At 48.1% G+C, this 16,574-nt stretch carries 18 protein-coding genes; 1 reads left to right on the forward strand and 17 read right to left on the reverse strand.

The genetic code is table 11. From position 1 onward, the window contains the following. Positions 1–416: 416 nt before the first annotated feature. Complete coding sequence (locus AC3G2T_RS35070; RefSeq protein ID WP_488438374.1) at positions 417–866, reverse strand: JAB domain-containing protein; 450 nt, start codon at positions 864–866, stop codon at positions 417–419. A gap of 591 nt (positions 867–1,457) precedes the next feature. Here AC3G2T_RS35070 and AC3G2T_RS35075 point away from each other — a divergent pair. Beyond that, positions 1,458–2,102 carry a hypothetical protein gene (locus AC3G2T_RS35075; RefSeq protein WP_488438375.1) on the forward strand — a complete coding sequence of 215 codons (645 nt, stop codon included), beginning with the start codon at positions 1,458–1,460 and terminating at the stop codon, positions 2,100–2,102. Here AC3G2T_RS35075 and AC3G2T_RS35080 read toward each other — a convergent pair. The 16 genes from AC3G2T_RS35080 to AC3G2T_RS35155 form a co-directional block, all read right to left on the reverse strand. After that, on the reverse strand, positions 2,078–2,314 hold the full coding sequence (locus AC3G2T_RS35080) for a hypothetical protein (protein ID WP_488438376.1): 237 nt from the start codon (positions 2,312–2,314) through the stop codon (positions 2,078–2,080). The two genes, AC3G2T_RS35075 and AC3G2T_RS35080, sit on opposite strands and share 25 nt — an antisense overlap. A 4-nt stretch (positions 2,315–2,318) precedes the next feature. Then, positions 2,319–2,558 (reverse strand): hypothetical protein, encoded by a 240-nt coding sequence (locus AC3G2T_RS35085; protein WP_488438377.1) that lies wholly within the window; start codon positions 2,556–2,558, stop codon positions 2,319–2,321. Further along, positions 2,558–2,833: a hypothetical protein gene (locus tag AC3G2T_RS35090; RefSeq protein ID WP_488438378.1), complete on the reverse strand. Its 276-nt coding sequence runs from the start codon at positions 2,831–2,833 to the stop codon at positions 2,558–2,560. The genes AC3G2T_RS35085 and AC3G2T_RS35090 overlap by 1 nt, the downstream gene beginning before the upstream one ends. A gap of 67 nt (positions 2,834–2,900) precedes the next feature. Then, complete coding sequence (locus AC3G2T_RS35095; RefSeq protein ID WP_488438379.1) at positions 2,901–3,386, reverse strand: hypothetical protein; 486 nt, start codon at positions 3,384–3,386, stop codon at positions 2,901–2,903. 573 nt (positions 3,387–3,959) lie between these two features. Next, entirely contained in the window at positions 3,960–4,613 is a 654-nt protein-coding gene (locus AC3G2T_RS35100) for a hypothetical protein (protein ID WP_488438380.1), read from the reverse strand. Next, on the reverse strand, positions 4,610–5,065 hold the full coding sequence (locus AC3G2T_RS35105) for a hypothetical protein (protein WP_488438381.1): 456 nt from the start codon (positions 5,063–5,065) through the stop codon (positions 4,610–4,612). Before AC3G2T_RS35105 ends, AC3G2T_RS35100 begins: the two co-directional genes overlap by 4 nt. A gap of 342 nt (positions 5,066–5,407) precedes the next feature. Continuing rightward, positions 5,408–5,872 (reverse strand): hypothetical protein, encoded by a 465-nt coding sequence (locus AC3G2T_RS35110; protein ID WP_488438382.1) that lies wholly within the window; start codon positions 5,870–5,872, stop codon positions 5,408–5,410. Between the two features lie 2 nt (positions 5,873–5,874). After that, complete coding sequence (locus tag AC3G2T_RS35115) at positions 5,875–6,993, reverse strand: hypothetical protein (protein WP_488438383.1); 1,119 nt, start codon at positions 6,991–6,993, stop codon at positions 5,875–5,877. Positions 6,994–7,013: 20 nt separating this feature from the next. After that, entirely contained in the window at positions 7,014–7,352 is a 339-nt protein-coding gene (locus AC3G2T_RS35120) for a hypothetical protein (protein ID WP_488438384.1), read from the reverse strand. 230 nt (positions 7,353–7,582) lie between these two features. After that, positions 7,583–8,482, reverse strand: coding sequence for a DNA-binding protein (locus tag AC3G2T_RS35125; RefSeq protein ID WP_488438385.1), 900 nt, complete (start codon positions 8,480–8,482; stop codon positions 7,583–7,585). Between the two features lie 270 nt (positions 8,483–8,752). Further along, complete coding sequence (locus AC3G2T_RS35130) at positions 8,753–9,064, reverse strand: hypothetical protein (protein WP_488438386.1); 312 nt, start codon at positions 9,062–9,064, stop codon at positions 8,753–8,755. 1,656 nt (positions 9,065–10,720) lie between these two features. After that, positions 10,721–11,230 carry a hypothetical protein gene (locus AC3G2T_RS35135; protein ID WP_488438387.1) on the reverse strand — a complete coding sequence of 170 codons (510 nt, stop codon included), beginning with the start codon at positions 11,228–11,230 and terminating at the stop codon, positions 10,721–10,723. Then, positions 11,227–12,375, reverse strand: a complete 1,149-nt coding sequence (locus AC3G2T_RS35140) for a toprim domain-containing protein (protein WP_488438388.1) — start codon at positions 12,373–12,375, stop codon at positions 11,227–11,229. The genes AC3G2T_RS35135 and AC3G2T_RS35140 overlap by 4 nt, the downstream gene beginning before the upstream one ends. Before the next feature lie 65 nt (positions 12,376–12,440). Further along, complete coding sequence (locus AC3G2T_RS35145; protein ID WP_488438389.1) at positions 12,441–12,752, reverse strand: hypothetical protein; 312 nt, start codon at positions 12,750–12,752, stop codon at positions 12,441–12,443. Between the two features lie 199 nt (positions 12,753–12,951). Next, complete coding sequence (locus tag AC3G2T_RS35150; RefSeq protein ID WP_488438391.1) at positions 12,952–15,378, reverse strand: ParB/RepB/Spo0J family partition protein; 2,427 nt, start codon at positions 15,376–15,378, stop codon at positions 12,952–12,954. A gap of 8 nt (positions 15,379–15,386) precedes the next feature. Then, positions 15,387–15,569, reverse strand: coding sequence for an aspartyl-phosphate phosphatase Spo0E family protein (locus AC3G2T_RS35155; RefSeq protein WP_488438390.1), 183 nt, complete (start codon positions 15,567–15,569; stop codon positions 15,387–15,389). Positions 15,570–16,574 lie beyond the last annotated feature (1,005 nt).

Raw genomic sequence — 16,574 nt, forward strand, 5'->3', positions numbered from 1 at the left:
TTAGTAGTAAAGAATTTGCTTTCCACCCAACCCCAAAAGTTTCGCTCCAGAAGAATCCTTCGGGACAGTGCCACTTAATTTTCTCATACACTTATCATACTTTTATCATACTTTATTATTACTTTTCTCATACATTTGTATTGCAAATATCATACATTTCACATTTTAAAAAAGTGTAAGGACATACTTGAAAGCAAATCAATATTGAGCTTATATTTAAAAGGTGAACTGCGGGATCCACCAAACCCGCTTTCCCCAAACCCGCCCTTCGGGGCGGTGTATTTTTTTTCTAGCGTGAATTCGATTGCTGCGGCGAGGACTGCGCAACGTGCAGGACCGCCGCAGCAATCGAATTTGCGGATAAAGGCAGCGCGGCAGCGCTGCTACCTTATCTCCCCGTCCGAAAGGGCGGGCTCTTAACAGAGCCCAGCTTCCTTCATACTTGTGAACCTATCTTCTCCTATGATGATATGGTCAAGGACTTCGATACCAAACAGATTACCGCACTCCACGATACGGCCCGTTATGCTTGCATCCTCGCTGCTGGGAGTCGGATCCCCGGATGGATGATTATGAAATAAAACAATCGACGCGGCATTATTGAGAATTGCCGCTTTAAACACTTCGCGCGGATGAACCAAGGAAGAATTTAATGTGCCGGTGGAGATAACATGAATACCTGCAATAGCATTTTTCGTGTTTAAAGTGATGATCCCAAACTTCTCGGATGCTTCTTCATGTAATGCAAGAACTTCGATTAGAAGTTTATGCACGTCCTTTGGACTACGGATAAACCTGGATGTCAGATCATAAAGTCCACTTTTTTCCTTCACTTGCTTTAACGAATACAGAGAAATTCTTACCATCTTCGCGAATCAGCTCCCTCGCATTTTTCCTTACGCGGAAAACCGCACCACGAAGCGCCGACAATGCAATGCTGGACATTGAATAAAGGGATCAGTAGCCGGGCGGTTTAGTCCGGCTACGATCCCCTTCTTGAATCTACATCGTCCACCCCGAAGGGGCCTGGCATTGCATTGTGACTAGGCGCGTAGTGGTAAGGTCGGAGCGTAAGGAAAAATGCCCTCAGCCTACGCTTTACCGGCTTTTTCTTTTGCCAAGATTAGAGGTGCCGGGGAAAGCGATGGGAACAGTCAAGCAATTAGCGAAAGAAGTAGACGGACGACCAACTTGCTTTCCACGCGAAAGGATTTTCGCGTGGTAGGGCTTCCTTGAATCCGCCCCTGGCAAAATACATTCAAAGCGAAGTGCAAAGCACTTCGCTTCCTTTAGGGCCTTCGCTCCAGCCTACAAGTAACTCTTAGCTGGCATATAGTTGCAGCTCGCCCTCCCGGTGCTTCCGGAAGAGGACCGGCTTTGCTCTGGCACGCCGGTGAGAGCGGCCGGATCGATCAGCTGCAGCTTGCACTCCTGGTGCTCCCGGAAGAGGACTGGCTTTGCGCCGGCACGCTGGCGACAGTGGCCGGACGGGGCTGCTGCAGCTCACGCTCCTGATTCTTCCGGATGAACCCCGGCTTTGCTCCGGCACGCTGGCGACGACGACCGGACGGGCTGCTGCAGCTCGCGCTCCTGGTGATTCCGGAAGAGGACCGACTTTGTGCCGGCGCTCCGGCGACGGTGTCCGGACCGAGCAGCTGCAGCTCGCGCTCCTGGTTCTTCCGGAAGAAGGACCGGCTTTGCTCCGGCATGCCGGCGACAGCGTCCGGACCGAGCAGCTGCAGCTCGCGCTCCTGATGCTTTCGGAGGAAGGTCAGCTTTGCACCGGTGTGCCGGCGACGTCGGCCGGGTCGATCAGCTGCAGCTTGCACTCCTGGTGCTCCCGGAAGAGGAACGGCTTTGTGGCGGCACGCCGGCGAGAGCGGCCAGACGGGACAGCTGCAGCTCACGCTCCTAGTGTTTCCGGAAGAGGACTAGCTTTGCTTTCGGCGCGCCGTCGAGGGCGGTCGGACCGATCATCTGCAGCCCACGCTACCGGTGATTCCGATGCGCCCCGGTATAACACGCGTAATAGTTACGCCCCGCAGGACCGAACCGCGGGGCGGCGAGATCGAAACGGTCAGGGCCGGCGGCATTTCTTCTGACGCTTCACATTCTCGATTTTGAGCTTGTATACTCCTCCATTCATGTACTCCCGGCAGAAGGCGTCAAACTCTTTGGCGGTTCCGATCGACGGCGTTTTCACCTTGTCTATTAAAGTTTGTCCGTGAAACACTTCCGTAACTGCATTTGCCCGGCGAATTATGGTCGTATTGTGCCGGGTGTATATCATTTCCTTTCCAATGACTTGTGCCAACCTCTCACGCCTCCGCTTTCTCCTCGTAATAAACCCCGATTCCTTGCACGTTCGTGTTTGGCCGTAGAGAATGCTTTGCGATCGGCTCCTGCCGTCCTGCGCTAACCCCATCGGTCCATAAAATAATCCACCATTCCCCCCAGCGGTCTTGAGAGTCGCTAATGACTATTCCCTCGCTGCTGGCCAATCCAGGTCGGGGAGAGTCCCCCGGACCAGTTACGGCATAAACCCACGTTCCGTACACTAACTGCACCCCTCATAGCGATACTCCTCAATGTGAATCCTTTCCCCAGCTTCTTGCGCTTTTTTTAAAATTTGTTCCATTTCCTCCGGTTCATACTGAATGCAGAGATTCCAGCAATACCAACGCTTTACACCGCGCCGGAGCCAATCGTATTCGTATCGCATATTGAATTTCCCTTTTATGGCGATAATTCGAACATATTGAAGCAGCTCGTGCCGTGCCTCGCGGTCTTCCTTCATCCGCTCAAAATCGTGCTCCACATACCTTCCTGGCATCGTATTTTTCAGCTCCTTGTTTAGTAGATCCGGACTGCCCATTTATTCAGACCGTCCGGTCAGGTGGTCAGGTGCTTTGTTGCTCCGGTAGCAACTTGTGCGATCGGCACCCCTCGTCATCCCATTCCAGAATGCTTATGTTCTCTTCCGGGATCCGCGGGAGATATTCCAAACGGATCGCGGCAAAGATGTCCTCTATTGAACTAAATTCCCGCTCACTCAACCTCGTGCGGTAATCATGTATTTTCACGTCCATGCAATTTGGTTTCCAAAAGCTATGCTCGAAGAAATGAACGTAATATTTACGAACGTTTTTGCTTTCGTCCGCCCATTTAAACCGGTGGCAGCCGCCAGCAATATAATGATTTATTCCGTATGCTTCCAGTCGGCGGGCATTGTCTTCCATGGTCATCCCCAGGACGGACATCACAAGCACGCCATCGATGTAAAGATCACCCTCGTTGTTCAGTGTTGTTTTTACTGCGGTCAAAAGATCCTCGGTGCTAAGCGGGCGAATTCCTTCGTAAGCTCTAGCCATTGTGAAATAGGACATTTTTAGTACCTCCTAAGTAGTGTATTCCCTTTGTTTATGTTATTATTGTAACACAAAATGATATTAAAGTAAATACTAAAGTAAATTAAAAGTATACTATCATATAAGTATGTATGAGAAATATATTTCAAAAGTATGATAAAAATAATACATTTGTGTGAGAAAGTATTACACGCGTTATAAATTATTGCAGCGTGTCAAGCGAGGGAGCGGTACCGGACGGAGGCCGGAGGCCGGCGGAGGATAAGGAGCGACCGACCTTGACGCAAGCGGCCTCCCTTCTCCGACCCTGCATGTCGTTCCCGAACCTTGTGTTCGGGAACCTGCCTCCCGGCCAGGGAGCCTCCCCAAGCCTGGGGAGGTTGGTGGGGTTGATACTGCGGAGCCGCCATGCTATGGCGGTCGCAGCCCCCTCACGGGGGCGAAAATTGGGGTGGACTTCCGCTCCGCCAGGTACCCCGCTTTGCGGAGCTCAGCGCAGCAAAAAAAGCGAATGGAACCGGAGTGCTTTTCTCCGGGTCGCTTCGCTTTTAGGGGTGGCGCGGGAATTAGCCGCCTCTTTAGGGAATTGGATCATTCCCCAAAATAACGGATTGCGGATTCGATTAGATCCTCCAAAACTTCACGCTGATTACCGGTGCGGATCGCGGCCATGAATTGAGCAAAGAGCAACGCAATGAGCTGCGGAAGGTTTAGCTGCATGGCTGGATTCAAATGGCGCATGTCCCGAAGGGTAACTTCCCCACGAAGCGCGGCGGATCGATCCAGCTCAATTTCAATTTCATACATGCGGCGTCGAATTGTTGGCTGGGCTACAGGTTGAAGAACATAGCGGTTCGGCGTTACGGGTTGCAGCTCTACATCTTTGGGTTTTCCGAGAACATATTGTTCATAAGCGGTCATAAGAGCATAGGACAATGCCAGGAGGTCGATTTGTTCGCGCACCCCTGGTTCAATTTCGACATCGCCCTGTATGATCTGGTCAATGAACTGGATGTAGAGAAGGGAGATAAGACCGTCAAGAGTGAACGGAGTCACGGAGTCATGGCTAATATGGCGGAGGTCATCTAGGAGGACGTCGGCTCTGAAAATATCATCCTTGGAAGCCTGAACGTTCATCGAAATGCATTTGGGCCGTTGTCTTCGCGTAAATAAACCTTTTCGAGGCGGCAAGAATAACTGCGCCATACGTTCCTGTATTAAGGATAAGCCTTGCCCGGACTTCACAGCAGCTCCCCCTTTTTAACAATATTCCACATGACACGGTACGCAGCTTCGCGTTCGGAACATTTCCATAAAAGCGTTAGATCAAACAATTTGTCACTGTAAAATTGGATCAGCTTGACGTGCTTATAGACTTTTGTGTCCTTGTACTCTACTTCCGCGAAAGAGGATGGATTAAGGGAAAGGGCTTTCTCCATCAGCTTTGAGTTATACCCGGTTTGAAATATTTCTTCTTTCGGATGCAGCTTTTTATAACGACGATACCCCCAAGTCAATGCCTTCCACATATCCTCTGTAACCGGAAATTTCACATCATCCTTTTTATCGGAGCGCATTCGACGCGGCGACTTCTCGGGGACTTCCTGCAACGGAATAGGAGTGCTGCCTCCGATCGGGTTCGCCTTAGCCGGTGGCTGCTGCATGATTGGTTTAAAAATTGGGTTTAGGTTTCCCATGATACTCCCTCTCCTTCAATTTGTAATTATGCCCCCTCTAGCTATGGGCCACTTGTCCGTTTGTCCACTTTTCCATCTAATCCAAGGTATGAGGGACGAGACTAGGACATGCATGTTTAAAAAATTTTCTTTCGCCAATAATGATTAAAAATAGGTGAAAAGGGGGAATAGCCAATGTCCAAGAATGAGACAATCACGAAAGAACAGGCGATGCAGCTTGCATGGTTAGGACGGAAAGCGCAGCAGCAATTAGGTTTGAAAGTCATCAACAAGAAACCAAAAAAATAGTGTATTACACTTGTATGATGTTTCTCATACGTTTGTAATACACTTTTCATCGCATTAAAATAATTCTCCATCGCCTACATCTTTCAGACCGCCCCATGCAGCGGACGGATTTGCACTCTCGGCCTCTTCGGTACGACTAGGGCGTGGGATTGTGGAATCAGCACCGTCCATAGCAGCACTTGCGCTGGCCGTCTCCTGCTTGGCAGCGGGGGCGATTTCCGCCACTGCAGGGGTAGATGAATCCGCCGTCTTCGTTTCCTCTATAACATACGGCATCGAAGCAGGAGAAGGGGAGGGCATAGCCCTTTGTGATGGGGCAGTAAGCCCAAAGTCCATGTCATCCACTCCGCTTATATCTGTCATGCCCTGGGTTCGAATTTGATTCACAATGGCTTTGACCAACGATTCGGATAAATCGCTTTGCATGCTCAACCATTTTAAAACAGCCTTCGGCGTCTTCCGGCCAAGATACCCGCTATAACGATCCCCAGGCTTATAAACCTTGGGTTCCCTCGGCATGGTTATTCACCTGCCGCATGAGCAAAATACTTTTCCTTAAAGGCTTGGAAGCGCGGCGACAGGGCATAAATCAAAAGGGAATTGGCATTTGTGAAAACCGGTTCTGGCAAGAAAGAAATTTTGTTGTAGCCGCGACTTTCCATAATCGGATGAATATGTTCCCGGAGGATCAGCGATCCGCCGCCCAGCCCATGAATGAATTGCGTATCCTGCGCAATTTTCAATTGGTTCGTAAATTGCGTCCCGAGATTGGCAGCAAGTACTTTCAGCGGCCTTACGGATACTTCTTTCACGCCGATATGCTTCGGGTGATTCACGTCAAGCAGAATCTTCACGGCATGGGCACGACTTTTCAGTTGATAATTGTCATGACTGCCGTTGTAGGTATTGATGATTTGATCGAGGGAGGTAGCAACACCGATCGGCACACCGTTACTTAAATCTTTCTTATATGTAGTCCCGACCGTAACCGCGAACTCCGTTGTACCGTCACCCGGATCGAAAAACATGTGCATGGCCTTTAAGTAGTCTTCGTTCTTTACGGCCCCTTGATAGTCGTAGCAAATGAAGTACGCAGCGATAGCTGCCTCCGTACCGCACTTCACGAACGGGATATGTAAGGTCACTTTAATATCTTGGCCCGGCAAGTGAAGGACAACCGTGTGAGTGCCGATTAACCGAGACTCGGCAATTTGGGCCTCTTCTATACTGATTTGCTTAACAGGGAGGGAGATCCCGCCTTCAAATTCGGCCGAAATACTTTTCTTGCCCGGATTCATTTTGATTGCTGCACTCGCAAGGGCGACGAGCGTTAAAATGAACGGGAACTCTTCGCGGGACTTTTTCACCCCAACCGGCATATAAGACGCTAACAGGTTGTCGTTTACAACTTTGTTGCCAATGATGTACCGCTTTTGCTCTTTCAAATATGGACTTGTAATGGTGCAATCCAGGTGATCCAAGATGTCGGCAACTTCTTCCTCGGCCCGGTCGTCGCTCTCGCCAACGATGGCCTCCGAGTAAACCGAAGGAATATATATTCTCTCTTCAAGCCCTTCAACCGCAAGTTTGAACGCTGAATTGCCTGCATCTCCACCAAAACGCTTTGCTTTCCCCGCCATACTATGTAAACCTCCCCAAATTATTTGTTACCGCCGTGTTGTTGTAGAACATACAGTCCTTGCGACGAAATGTAGATATTCGTGATTCTACGATCGGAGCTGTCCAGCTTCTTATAGATAAAGCCGGCCCCGTCAAGTCGTGCAAGTTCCTCGTATAGTTTGTATTGAGAAATTCCCATACGGATATGAAGCTTGTTAATGGCAATTGGCTCCGGGTGTGTTTCGTATAACACACGTAATATTGTTAAAGCTTTTGTTTCCTTTAGCTGCTCGTAGTGATTCATAAGGATGCCGTGCAAAATCGTTTCCTTATCATCTTTCTCCAAATTCGGGTAAACATCTTTCAATGTGATGGACAAATGATAAAACCTCCTTTCAACGTTAATTATGATATATTTATAACATACAATAAATTTCAAATTAATACAATACTAATTTGGTTCAAATGGTTTTCCTTTATCTTATCGTATAAAAGGACGACGTCAATCAAATTCCCCAGTTGTAAACCCTAGAGGCTTGAAGGTTGACGAACCGAAAAGAAGCCCCCCAAAGGGGACTTCTCTTTAGGAACGGGATGGGGAGGGGGCGCCTATGATTTTATTTCGTCGGAACTTCCCTGTGACTTTCTTGTAGGTTCTTTTTTCAAACTGGCCGTCAGGGTTTCGAACATTTTAGATTGTTGTTCGATTTGCTTTTTGAGTGAATCAATCTCAGCTTGGAGAGTAGCTACCTTGATCTCTGAGGCATGTGCAAATTCTTGGGCTTTCTTACTATCTTCTAAAGCCTTATCACGTTCGTTTTGGGCTCGGCCTAAATGATCGGCAAGATTATCATTATCACGCTTATTCTGCTCGGCCTGGCCTTCCAAACGTGCAATTTCCGCCGCTTGCTTCCGATCAATTTCAATCATCCGGTCACGATCTTTGTAGGCCTGGTCCAAAAGCGATCGAGTGCTGCGATTTTCCTCTTTCAAATCATCAATTCGTCTAGTATCTGCCTCTAACTGGGCAGTCAACTTAATAACCTTATCGGTTTCCGCTTGAAGAGAAGTACGTGTCTCATGATGCGCAGCTCTTTCGTTATCCAGCAAGCCCGTTAATTCCTCGTTTTTAACACGAAGTACCTCAACCTCGTTAGCAAGCTCGTCCGCCATTTCCGCGGTTTCGCGTTGCTGTTCGTCCATTTCCACTCTTGCCGCTTCTAATGCTTCGCGTTCACCTTTCAGGCTTTCGTTAGCAAGATCCATCGCAATACGCCATATATCGTTACCAAGCGTGGAGAAACGATCCAAAACAGCTTGCGGCGCTGTCTCCCGGACAGGAGCTTCCTGGGGAACCCGAGCGTTTCTCCATTCCTTCATTGCTTCGTTGATAGTCGTAAAGCTACCTTTTCCGAGTAATTGGCGAACAGAAGCGACCTTTGGCGTTTGTCCTTGCTGCACAAGCGTATCCGCGGCCTCAAAAATCATTTCCTTCGAAATTGCACTCATGTTCATTCCTCCTTTTAATTCTATTAGTTCTATTATATCCAATATTGTTACATAATACAATTACAAATTACACATTACATATTACGTTACAAATTACATAATTACATATTACGTTACAAATTACATAATTACATATTACGTTACAAATTACATAATTACATATTACGTTACAAATTACATAATTACATTACGTTACAAAAAAAATTACGTTACAACGAGAAAAGGGAACCCGGACCGGACGGAAGGGGCAGCGGGAAGGAACGGCAGCGCCTACGGGCTGCACCAGGAGCGCCGGCGGATCGGCGGAAGGCGGAGCTGCAGCGCTCCGGACGGAAGGGGCAGCGGGAAGGAACGGCAGCGCCTACGGGCTGCACCAGGAGCGCCGGCGGATCGGCGGAAGGCGGAGCTGCAGCGCTCCGGACGGAAGGGGCAGCGGGAAGGAACGGCAGCGCCTACGGGCTGCACCAGGAGCGCCGGCGGATCGGCGGAAGGCGGAGCTGCAGCACGCTCCGGACGGAAGGGGCAGCGGGAAGGAACGGCAATGCCTACGGGCTCCCGCGCCTTCGCTTGGGCTACGTCCACCTCACCCCAAAAAAAATCTCCACATATCCTTCATTCTCCAAGTACTCGCTCCTTATATAAAGCTCCCTTATAAAATAAATCAATCCAGCGTCCTCCCTGTGGATAGATACTATCATTTAAGCAGGGGTATCCACAGCCCGCTAGAAAAGGTAGAAACGCTATGCGTTTCTTTTATTAAAACATTCTCCCCACCGCCCCTCCCTGCCTTATTGGATGAATTGTGGCTGAGAAGGGTAATATTTCTTTTGCTAATGGGTTTAAGCCACAATTCACCCAATCCCGAGATATAGCCGCAAAAAAAATAAAACCAGGCTGCGGCCTGGGAACAGTGAATTGTAGCAATTCCGGTAACAACGTTATCGCCGGTCGCCACGCTGTATATGAGGGAAATTCCCTCGGATAGTTGACGGTTCCTATATATCTACCCCTCACCACGAGTTTCACAGCCACCCTCATCTGTAGTCTCATCTTCCCCTACGGTTTCCAGTAGCGGTACAAACGATGCTTTACTACATCACCTTTCGGTAAACTTTTCGGAACGGTTAAGGCAGGAAGGAGTCACACCCTGCCAAGCTTCGTTATGCCTTACGTTGGACTCACCTCTCGGCTTTTGGTTATGTGTCTACACGCCCAACATGCCCCCGCCCGTGCTAGTGTCTACACGACATGATCGAAAAACGGGGGCAAGGCCGGCTTCACTTAGCGTTGGTTACACGCCAGTGGCTACGACCAAAACGTAGCAACCCGGAGATAATCGCACATTAGGGGTAAGGCTCCCGCCTGGTACGATGGACAGGGGATTAGCGTGGTATCCTGCCTCATTTCATGCTGTAACCACGTAGCCAGGCGAGAGCTAACCATGACCATCTTCCTAATTGCCTCCAATCATTACTCGTGTTATACTAAAAAGGCAATAAGAAATCTGACCTTCAATAATCGATTTTTGAAAAATCGAATCGAACGCCTTTTAAAACTATTCAGTTTTTGTGTTTGATGCAAGATGGTGTTCGGATCTGCTGGAACAGGTCCAAACACGGGTGAAGATTCTCTTTAAAACAATTCCCACCTGGTCTTCTGCTGCCGGGTGGTTTTTTCTATGTATGCACCACTCTCTTATTGGTTGGAGAGTGTTACTACCTGGGGTCAACAAAATAGCTAGAAAAAAGGCAAATAAAAAAACAGGTTGGCGAAAGAAAACTCTTTCAATCAACCTGTCTATGCTCCGGGTCCGCTGGGGAATCTATTAGTAGAAAAATGTATTACATTTTTCATACAAAAATAGATTCCCCTATTGATATTCTAGTAGAATATCGGTTATAATGGAGACATAGACAGTTCTCGTTCCTACTTCACTCTCCAACCGGGCCTCGGAATCCGTCGGGAGGAAGTAGGAATTTGTATTTTCAATTGGTTTACTTTTTTCAATATAGCATGTGTTTCCAAATCTATCAATCTATTTTTTCAAAACGTCGAAAAATGTAAAGGGCTAGGCTTAGGGAGAACGACCCGAGCCTGGCCCTTTGTTACAAACAATTAAATGTGTCCTACAATACCTATTAGGTTTTTAAACTGCCAGATGCCGACGATCGTCAAAACGATGATCGCAACTGCAATAAGGAATAATCGAATAGCTTTCATTAAATGCTAATCACTCCTTTAATCATTCTCGTCTTCCTTAATTTCATTCAATTCAATGCCGTTCCTTCTTGCATATTCCTCCAGCGAATCCGCAAAGATAACCCACGGTGGCCGTTCGCCTTGGCCAAGAACAAACCCGGCGATCTTATTTTTGGTGTCTTTTTCGTTCAGGTTCGGATCGTAAATGTCATAAACAAAGTCTCGCAGAAAACTCACTTTCGTTTTCCCGAGCAGCGAAGCGGCTTGCTGGGATGAATAATAGCGCTGGCAGCTCAATTGACGCATAATAACAGCAAACGGATATTGGATGTAGGCTGCAGCCGTAAGCCCAGCTTCTACCGGACGCAATGCCTCCATCATTCTTGTCCCCGCAGCAATTTTATCCGGCGACAATATAGCGCCATTGAGGATCACGTTATAATCGTCCGAGAAATCGGATTCCAAGTAAGCAATTTGCTCCTGGATGGCTGCATGTGCCTCTTTAGCTTTTTTAAGCAATTCGCTTTTCATTTTATTTCCCGAAGTCATTTAAGCACGGCTCCTTTTTGTTGTTCATTCAGAAAGTCCTGGATGTATTCTAACGGCAGCTCCCGCATAAGGCAAAAGGCTTTATATTTTCGAAACGGCTTACTTTGACGCGAGTGGCTATTCAGCTTGTCCATTCCGCCAACATTAAGCATTTTAGCAACGTCTTGGCCTTCTGGCAATTCCACAACTGTAACTTGTATGCCTACGGCCTCTAGCAGCTCCCCGGCTTCTAGCGCCCCTTTTTGCCCTGCCTTATCCCCATCATACAGGATTGCTACACGTTCTACACCCTTTTTCTTTAGGAGCCGAGCATGAAACTCGGAAAACTTCCCTGCGCCTCCTGGAGTAACGCCATTTGTTACTCCAAACGATTCGGCCACGGCCATATCGGTATGTCCCTCAAACAGTTTAACAACACGTTTTGGGTCAATACGATCAATATTGTGTAGAATATCGGTGCCGTACAAATAGAAATGCCGCACGTTCGATTTGGAGTCGTCAACTGCCCGGCCGTAAATGTCCACGATCCGGCCATTCATGTAAATTGGGAAAATAGCCCGGTAGAAAAAAGTGTCGTGTCCGTTCGCCGGATTGACTAGGCGGAAGTCGATAAGTTCCTCCTTCGTGAAACCCATCGCCTCTAAATGAGAACGGAGCGACCGGCCACCTGGAGCGTAACCGGCTCCGAGCACCTTTAGAACCTCACGGTTGATTCCCCGGCTTAGAAAATAATCATGTTCCTTGCTTTGGTAGAAGGAAATGGCTTCCCGGAGCGCGTGAGCTTTCCGGTTTTCCCAGGCTTGACGCTGCGGGTCCTTAAATTCGTTAGGCAGCTCCATTTTCGCGTGATTCGCCAGCCAAATGACCGCATCTCGGAACGATTTCCCGGTGTATTCCCGAACAAAGTTGATGGCGTTTCCACCCTTTTGACAGGACTTACATTGATAAAGAGGACGACGGCTCCCCTTGTAGATGTTATCCTTTGTAATACGGCCATTATCGAAGTCTCTTTTGCTGCAGCACCAGGCGACGAAATAATCGTTTCTGCCTTGACCACGCTTCGTCTCTATGCCGTGGATCTCCATGACCTCTGTAAGATCGATTTGCTCAAGAAGATCCGTAATAAATTCATCTGAAAAGTGCATCGTCGTCTCTCTCCTTGCTTTTACTACTATATCTGTATTATACACCAATAACACATTAAAGTAAATTATTTAGTTATAATAATAAACTTTCTATCTTTCTCTATCCTCCATGCCTGATACTTCTTCCATCGATCCGGCATACATAAATTCGGACGCTCTGTCCATGCCCGTACAATTCCCCAAGCAGCTCCAAAGTCTGGACCATAATAAGCTTGATTGCCGCGAGAAAACGGAGTCGAAGGATGAGCTGTAACCGGCAACGTCGTCACGCAGAAATTTGGCTTAACTATCTGGAAATTAACGGGAACATCTTCCCCCGTTAGGTCGAATACCTGGAGTTGGACTCGGTACTCTTCACCTTGAAATGTCTCTTTCATTTTGTTTTGCCCTCCCTTGTAAATGATTATCTTTCTGCACCCTCCTAACCCCGGTGATTGGTTGGACTTAACAACTTGTTTTATAACACGTGTAATAATTAGGCCGCCGACGAAGGATAAGGAGCGACCGACTTTGACGCAAGCTGCCTCCCGGTCAGGGAGCCTCCCCAAGCCTGGGGAGGTTGGCGCTCTGGATTCGTTAAATATCTTCCGATCCGACGATATGTTTTTCCTTCGTTGGAATCTTCTTTCCATTGGGCGAAAGGATATAACGATCGTTTACTCTTGCATATTCAGGCGTGTTGATGAGTTTGGAAATAGTCGCGATCATGTACGCTTTATCTTTCTTGTCACTTTCCCGGTACAAGGTAAGGATTTGGCGATGGCTCTTTCCTTTGGTCTTCGGAACTAATTTATGAAAACGCGTCAATCCTTCGAGTTGATTCAACAGCAGTTCAAACATCGTATACTCGATGTCCATTTCGTCCGATTTGATTTCTTCGATATGCTCCTCTTTCGGGGAGTATTCGTAACAATGGAAAAGATCCGTTCCCTCCGCTTCAAATCGGGTAAACATGTGCAGCTCCCGGAAATTTGAGGCCTTGCAGCGTTCTTTATATTCCTTGGCCTCCGGGTTCCAGAATTTGCAGTTGTAACAGCGATCCGTCATCTCATGGGCTGGCCGATGATGTTCCTGGATGATCTGGAGCAGCCTTTCAATTTTCGTCGATCCTTTACTTGTCTTAATCACTTCTACCGGAGAGTTCTCGATGATTCCCGCTTTTCGCTGTTCGCGTTCCTCTTTCGTCTCTTGCGGTTTCGCAGCTTCCGGCTTAACGGTTTCGGCGGGCTTACTTGGAGCCGAGTTGCCGTAAAATGTATTGACCTTTGTATCCGCCAGCATTTCCAGCTCATCCGCCGTACAATGCGTTCCAAGAAACTCGTCAAGCACTCCCTGGATGTTCGGAATCTCCTTCATGGATACGTTGATCCGGTAAAAGTCAGAGCTGGCAAGCTTCTGAGCAAGGGCTTGGTATTTTTGTTCACGGGGGAAACCTTGCCCAATGCCATATGAAAAATCGAATCCGTTCAGCTTGTCTACGTGAGATGACTTGTAATCCATACCGTCACGGATCGTTTTTTTTACTTGCACAAAGCCCTTTGCGTAGAGAAATTTTGCCATCTTGTTTTGTAGCGAATCGTCGGCTTTTATTTCTTTCGCTAGTCCATCCAGGACAAACTTTACGTAATTTACCTTCGTCTGCATGTCCTTTGCCGTGGTGCGTTTCACCTGTTCGGGATTAAACATTTCTTGGTATTCTTTATCAAGTGTCGCCAGGCTCCGGGCAACCGAGGGACTAAGCTCCTTGCTTACGATCATTTCCTGAAACGGTTTGTTAAGATCCAGCAGCGAGAGCATTTGAGCAACCTTCGGTTGTGTGCATCCTAATTGCTCGGCAATTTGCTTTTGCGTCATACCAAACTCATCAATGAGAGTCCGGTAGGCTCTCGCATCGTCCAAGGGACTTACGTCGGCGCGTTGCTGATTTTCACTAATGGCGATTATCGCCATTTCTTGATCAGTGTAGTCCCGAAGCTCGATGTCGATTTCGGCTTTCCCGGCCAGCCCATGCGCTTTCCATCTCCGGTGCCCAACGGCGAGCTGATAGCGGCCATTCACGATCCGGGCGAGCGGCCTATGAATCAGTCCGACTTTTTCAATCGACTTCGCCAGTTCTTCCAGCGCTGCCGGATCGAATACCGTCCGGGGATTGTAAGGGTTCGCATCGATGAGCGTCAGTGGTACAGTGACATAGCGGCTTTCCTCCGCCGCGACATCCTTCACTTGCTCGATAGCTTCCTGGTTCATAGCAGCTTGCTCCTCCTTATGTTGTGTTTCTATTCCTGCTTCTGCCGTCGTGGTGGCTTCTGTGCAGACGATCGGTTCTTGCTTCTCCCAATCGAAACATCGTTTGTGCGTTTTACCGTGATCTTTCGTTTGCGTGAAGGCCTTCTCTTCTCTCGGGATGATGAAGCCGCAAACCCCACAATACCCATAAATTAGATAGCTATTTACTGCCGTCTGATATCGCGGGAACGTGTCGTTATCCGGCTCCTTCGTGCCGCCAATCAAGGCCCGGATCGTCGGGGCTTTGAGGCTTATTACAGCCTCAAGCTTCTTCATGCCCTCCTTTTCGATAATGAGCTGCATATCGGTAAGCAGCTTCGGCAGGGCTTCGCGGTATCCCGGATATAGCACGTTTTTTCCACCTTTCGGGGTTTCTACTACGCTTAAATTCCGCTTCTTGGCAAAAGGACTGTCGCGCTCATAATCCACGTATTTCGGCTCCGCCTTGTTTTGATATTCGCACGTCTCGACTTTCTTCTTATAGGGGTTATCGGTGTCGATCCGGCGGAGATTGAATACGTTCATGATCTCATCGGCCTTTTCGACAACCGACGCATGAATCCGGCAGAAGGGGCCGGGCATATTTAAATGGGCTTCCGGGTCCGTCGCTTCCTCCGTGTACTTCGGGCAGCTCGGGCACATGTCCGGGATGAATCGATTCGTTCCTGATACATATTCAAAATCTCGTACTGGCTTGTTACTTTGATGCGCTGGCACACTCAATGCTATTCCTCCTTGGCATTTTGATAACGATTGAGCAGCGAGTCTAGGCGCTGGGATAGGTTGATTACCTCTATGTCTTGAAAGTTATAGTCCCTACTTTCTACTAATTTCTCCATCTCCGTTCGGATCTGCTCTATTTCAGCTTCCAAACGCGCTAGGACCTTAACTTTATTATAATTCCTCATGAGCGGTATCACCTTCCCTTTTCTCCTTTTTCGCAACTCCTTTTCTATATTTATTATTATACACTAAAATGATACAAAAGTAAATATAAATGATATTAAAATAAACGTAATACAGAGATATTACTTTTGTATTACATCCCATTTCATTCCGCTATTTCCCTCCCTACATAAAAAAGCAGGATGGAAAGAGTTCCATCCTGCACGGCTTTGCTCATCGCCTCCTTTTTTGTTTAAACACTAGCTTGCCGTCCTGCCATAATTCCGTCATATGATAGCCGACGATCCCATTCGGTACTGGTAAGGGACGAGCTGCGCAGCTATCGCAACAAGCAAAGAACACGCGTTGATGAGATTTCTTCCACTTAGGGGCCGTGTATGGCCGTGTTAACATCTCATAGGTTAGCTTATAATCTATTGGGCTTATATGTGAAACAATACTTTGGCAGTAGTCACAGAAAAATGGCAAATGTCCCTCGAATAAATCACCGGTGGCCGAGACAGGGCGATCCTGCCGATACCATATCATCCGTTCATGATCGATGATCTCAAAAACATTGCCATACATCGTACGTCGTAGCTCCCAACGCTGGCCGTTGCTCAATCGCTCCTCCCGGATGCGTTTCATTACCGATGTAACCCGAATGTTCTTATATCGCTTGTCCATGTCGTCATTCAAACATACATAAGGCAATAGCCCCACTCCCTTTCCGTCTCGCATATAACTATTATAAACAATAATGATATTAAAGTAAATAAGAAGTTTGCGATAATATCAGTAGCGGCACGGCTTTCCTCCGTTTCGGAATAAGGCACAAGCCCAGCGTGTCAAGCGAGGGAGCGGTACCGGACAGAGGCCGTAGGCCGGCGGAGGATAAGGAGCGACCGACCTTGACGCAAGCGGCTTCCCTTCTCCGACCCTGAATGTCGTTCCCGAACCTTGCGTTCGGGAACCTGCATCCCGGCGAGGGAGCCTCCCCAAGCCTGGGGAGGTTGGTGGGGTTGATA

The sequence above is a fragment of the Paenibacillus sp. sgz302191 genome (assembly GCF_057749925.1).

Coding starts and splice junctions, on each gene's coding strand:
- AC3G2T_RS35070 (WP_488438374.1), bottom strand. CDS start 866: ATGGTAAGAATTTCTCTGTATTCGTTAAAGCAAGTGAAGGAAAAAAGT.
- AC3G2T_RS35090 (WP_488438378.1), bottom strand. CDS start 2,833: ATGCCAGGAAGGTATGTGGAGCACGATTTTGAGCGGATGAAGGAAGAC.
- AC3G2T_RS35095 (WP_488438379.1), bottom strand. CDS start 3,386: ATGTCCTATTTCACAATGGCTAGAGCTTACGAAGGAATTCGCCCGCTT.
- AC3G2T_RS35105 (WP_488438381.1), bottom strand. CDS start 5,065: ATGGGAAACCTAAACCCAATTTTTAAACCAATCATGCAGCAGCCACCG.
- AC3G2T_RS35110 (WP_488438382.1), bottom strand. CDS start 5,872: ATGCCGAGGGAACCCAAGGTTTATAAGCCTGGGGATCGTTATAGCGGG.
- AC3G2T_RS35115 (WP_488438383.1), bottom strand. CDS start 6,993: ATGGCGGGGAAAGCAAAGCGTTTTGGTGGAGATGCAGGCAATTCAGCG.
- AC3G2T_RS35125 (WP_488438385.1), bottom strand. CDS start 8,482: ATGAGTGCAATTTCGAAGGAAATGATTTTTGAGGCCGCGGATACGCTT.
- AC3G2T_RS35135 (WP_488438387.1), bottom strand. CDS start 11,230: ATGACTTCGGGAAATAAAATGAAAAGCGAATTGCTTAAAAAAGCTAAA.
- AC3G2T_RS35140 (WP_488438388.1), bottom strand. CDS start 12,375: ATGCACTTTTCAGATGAATTTATTACGGATCTTCTTGAGCAAATCGAT.
- AC3G2T_RS35145 (WP_488438389.1), bottom strand. CDS start 12,752: ATGAAAGAGACATTTCAAGGTGAAGAGTACCGAGTCCAACTCCAGGTA.
- AC3G2T_RS35155 (WP_488438390.1), bottom strand. CDS start 15,569: ATGAGGAATTATAATAAAGTTAAGGTCCTAGCGCGTTTGGAAGCTGAA.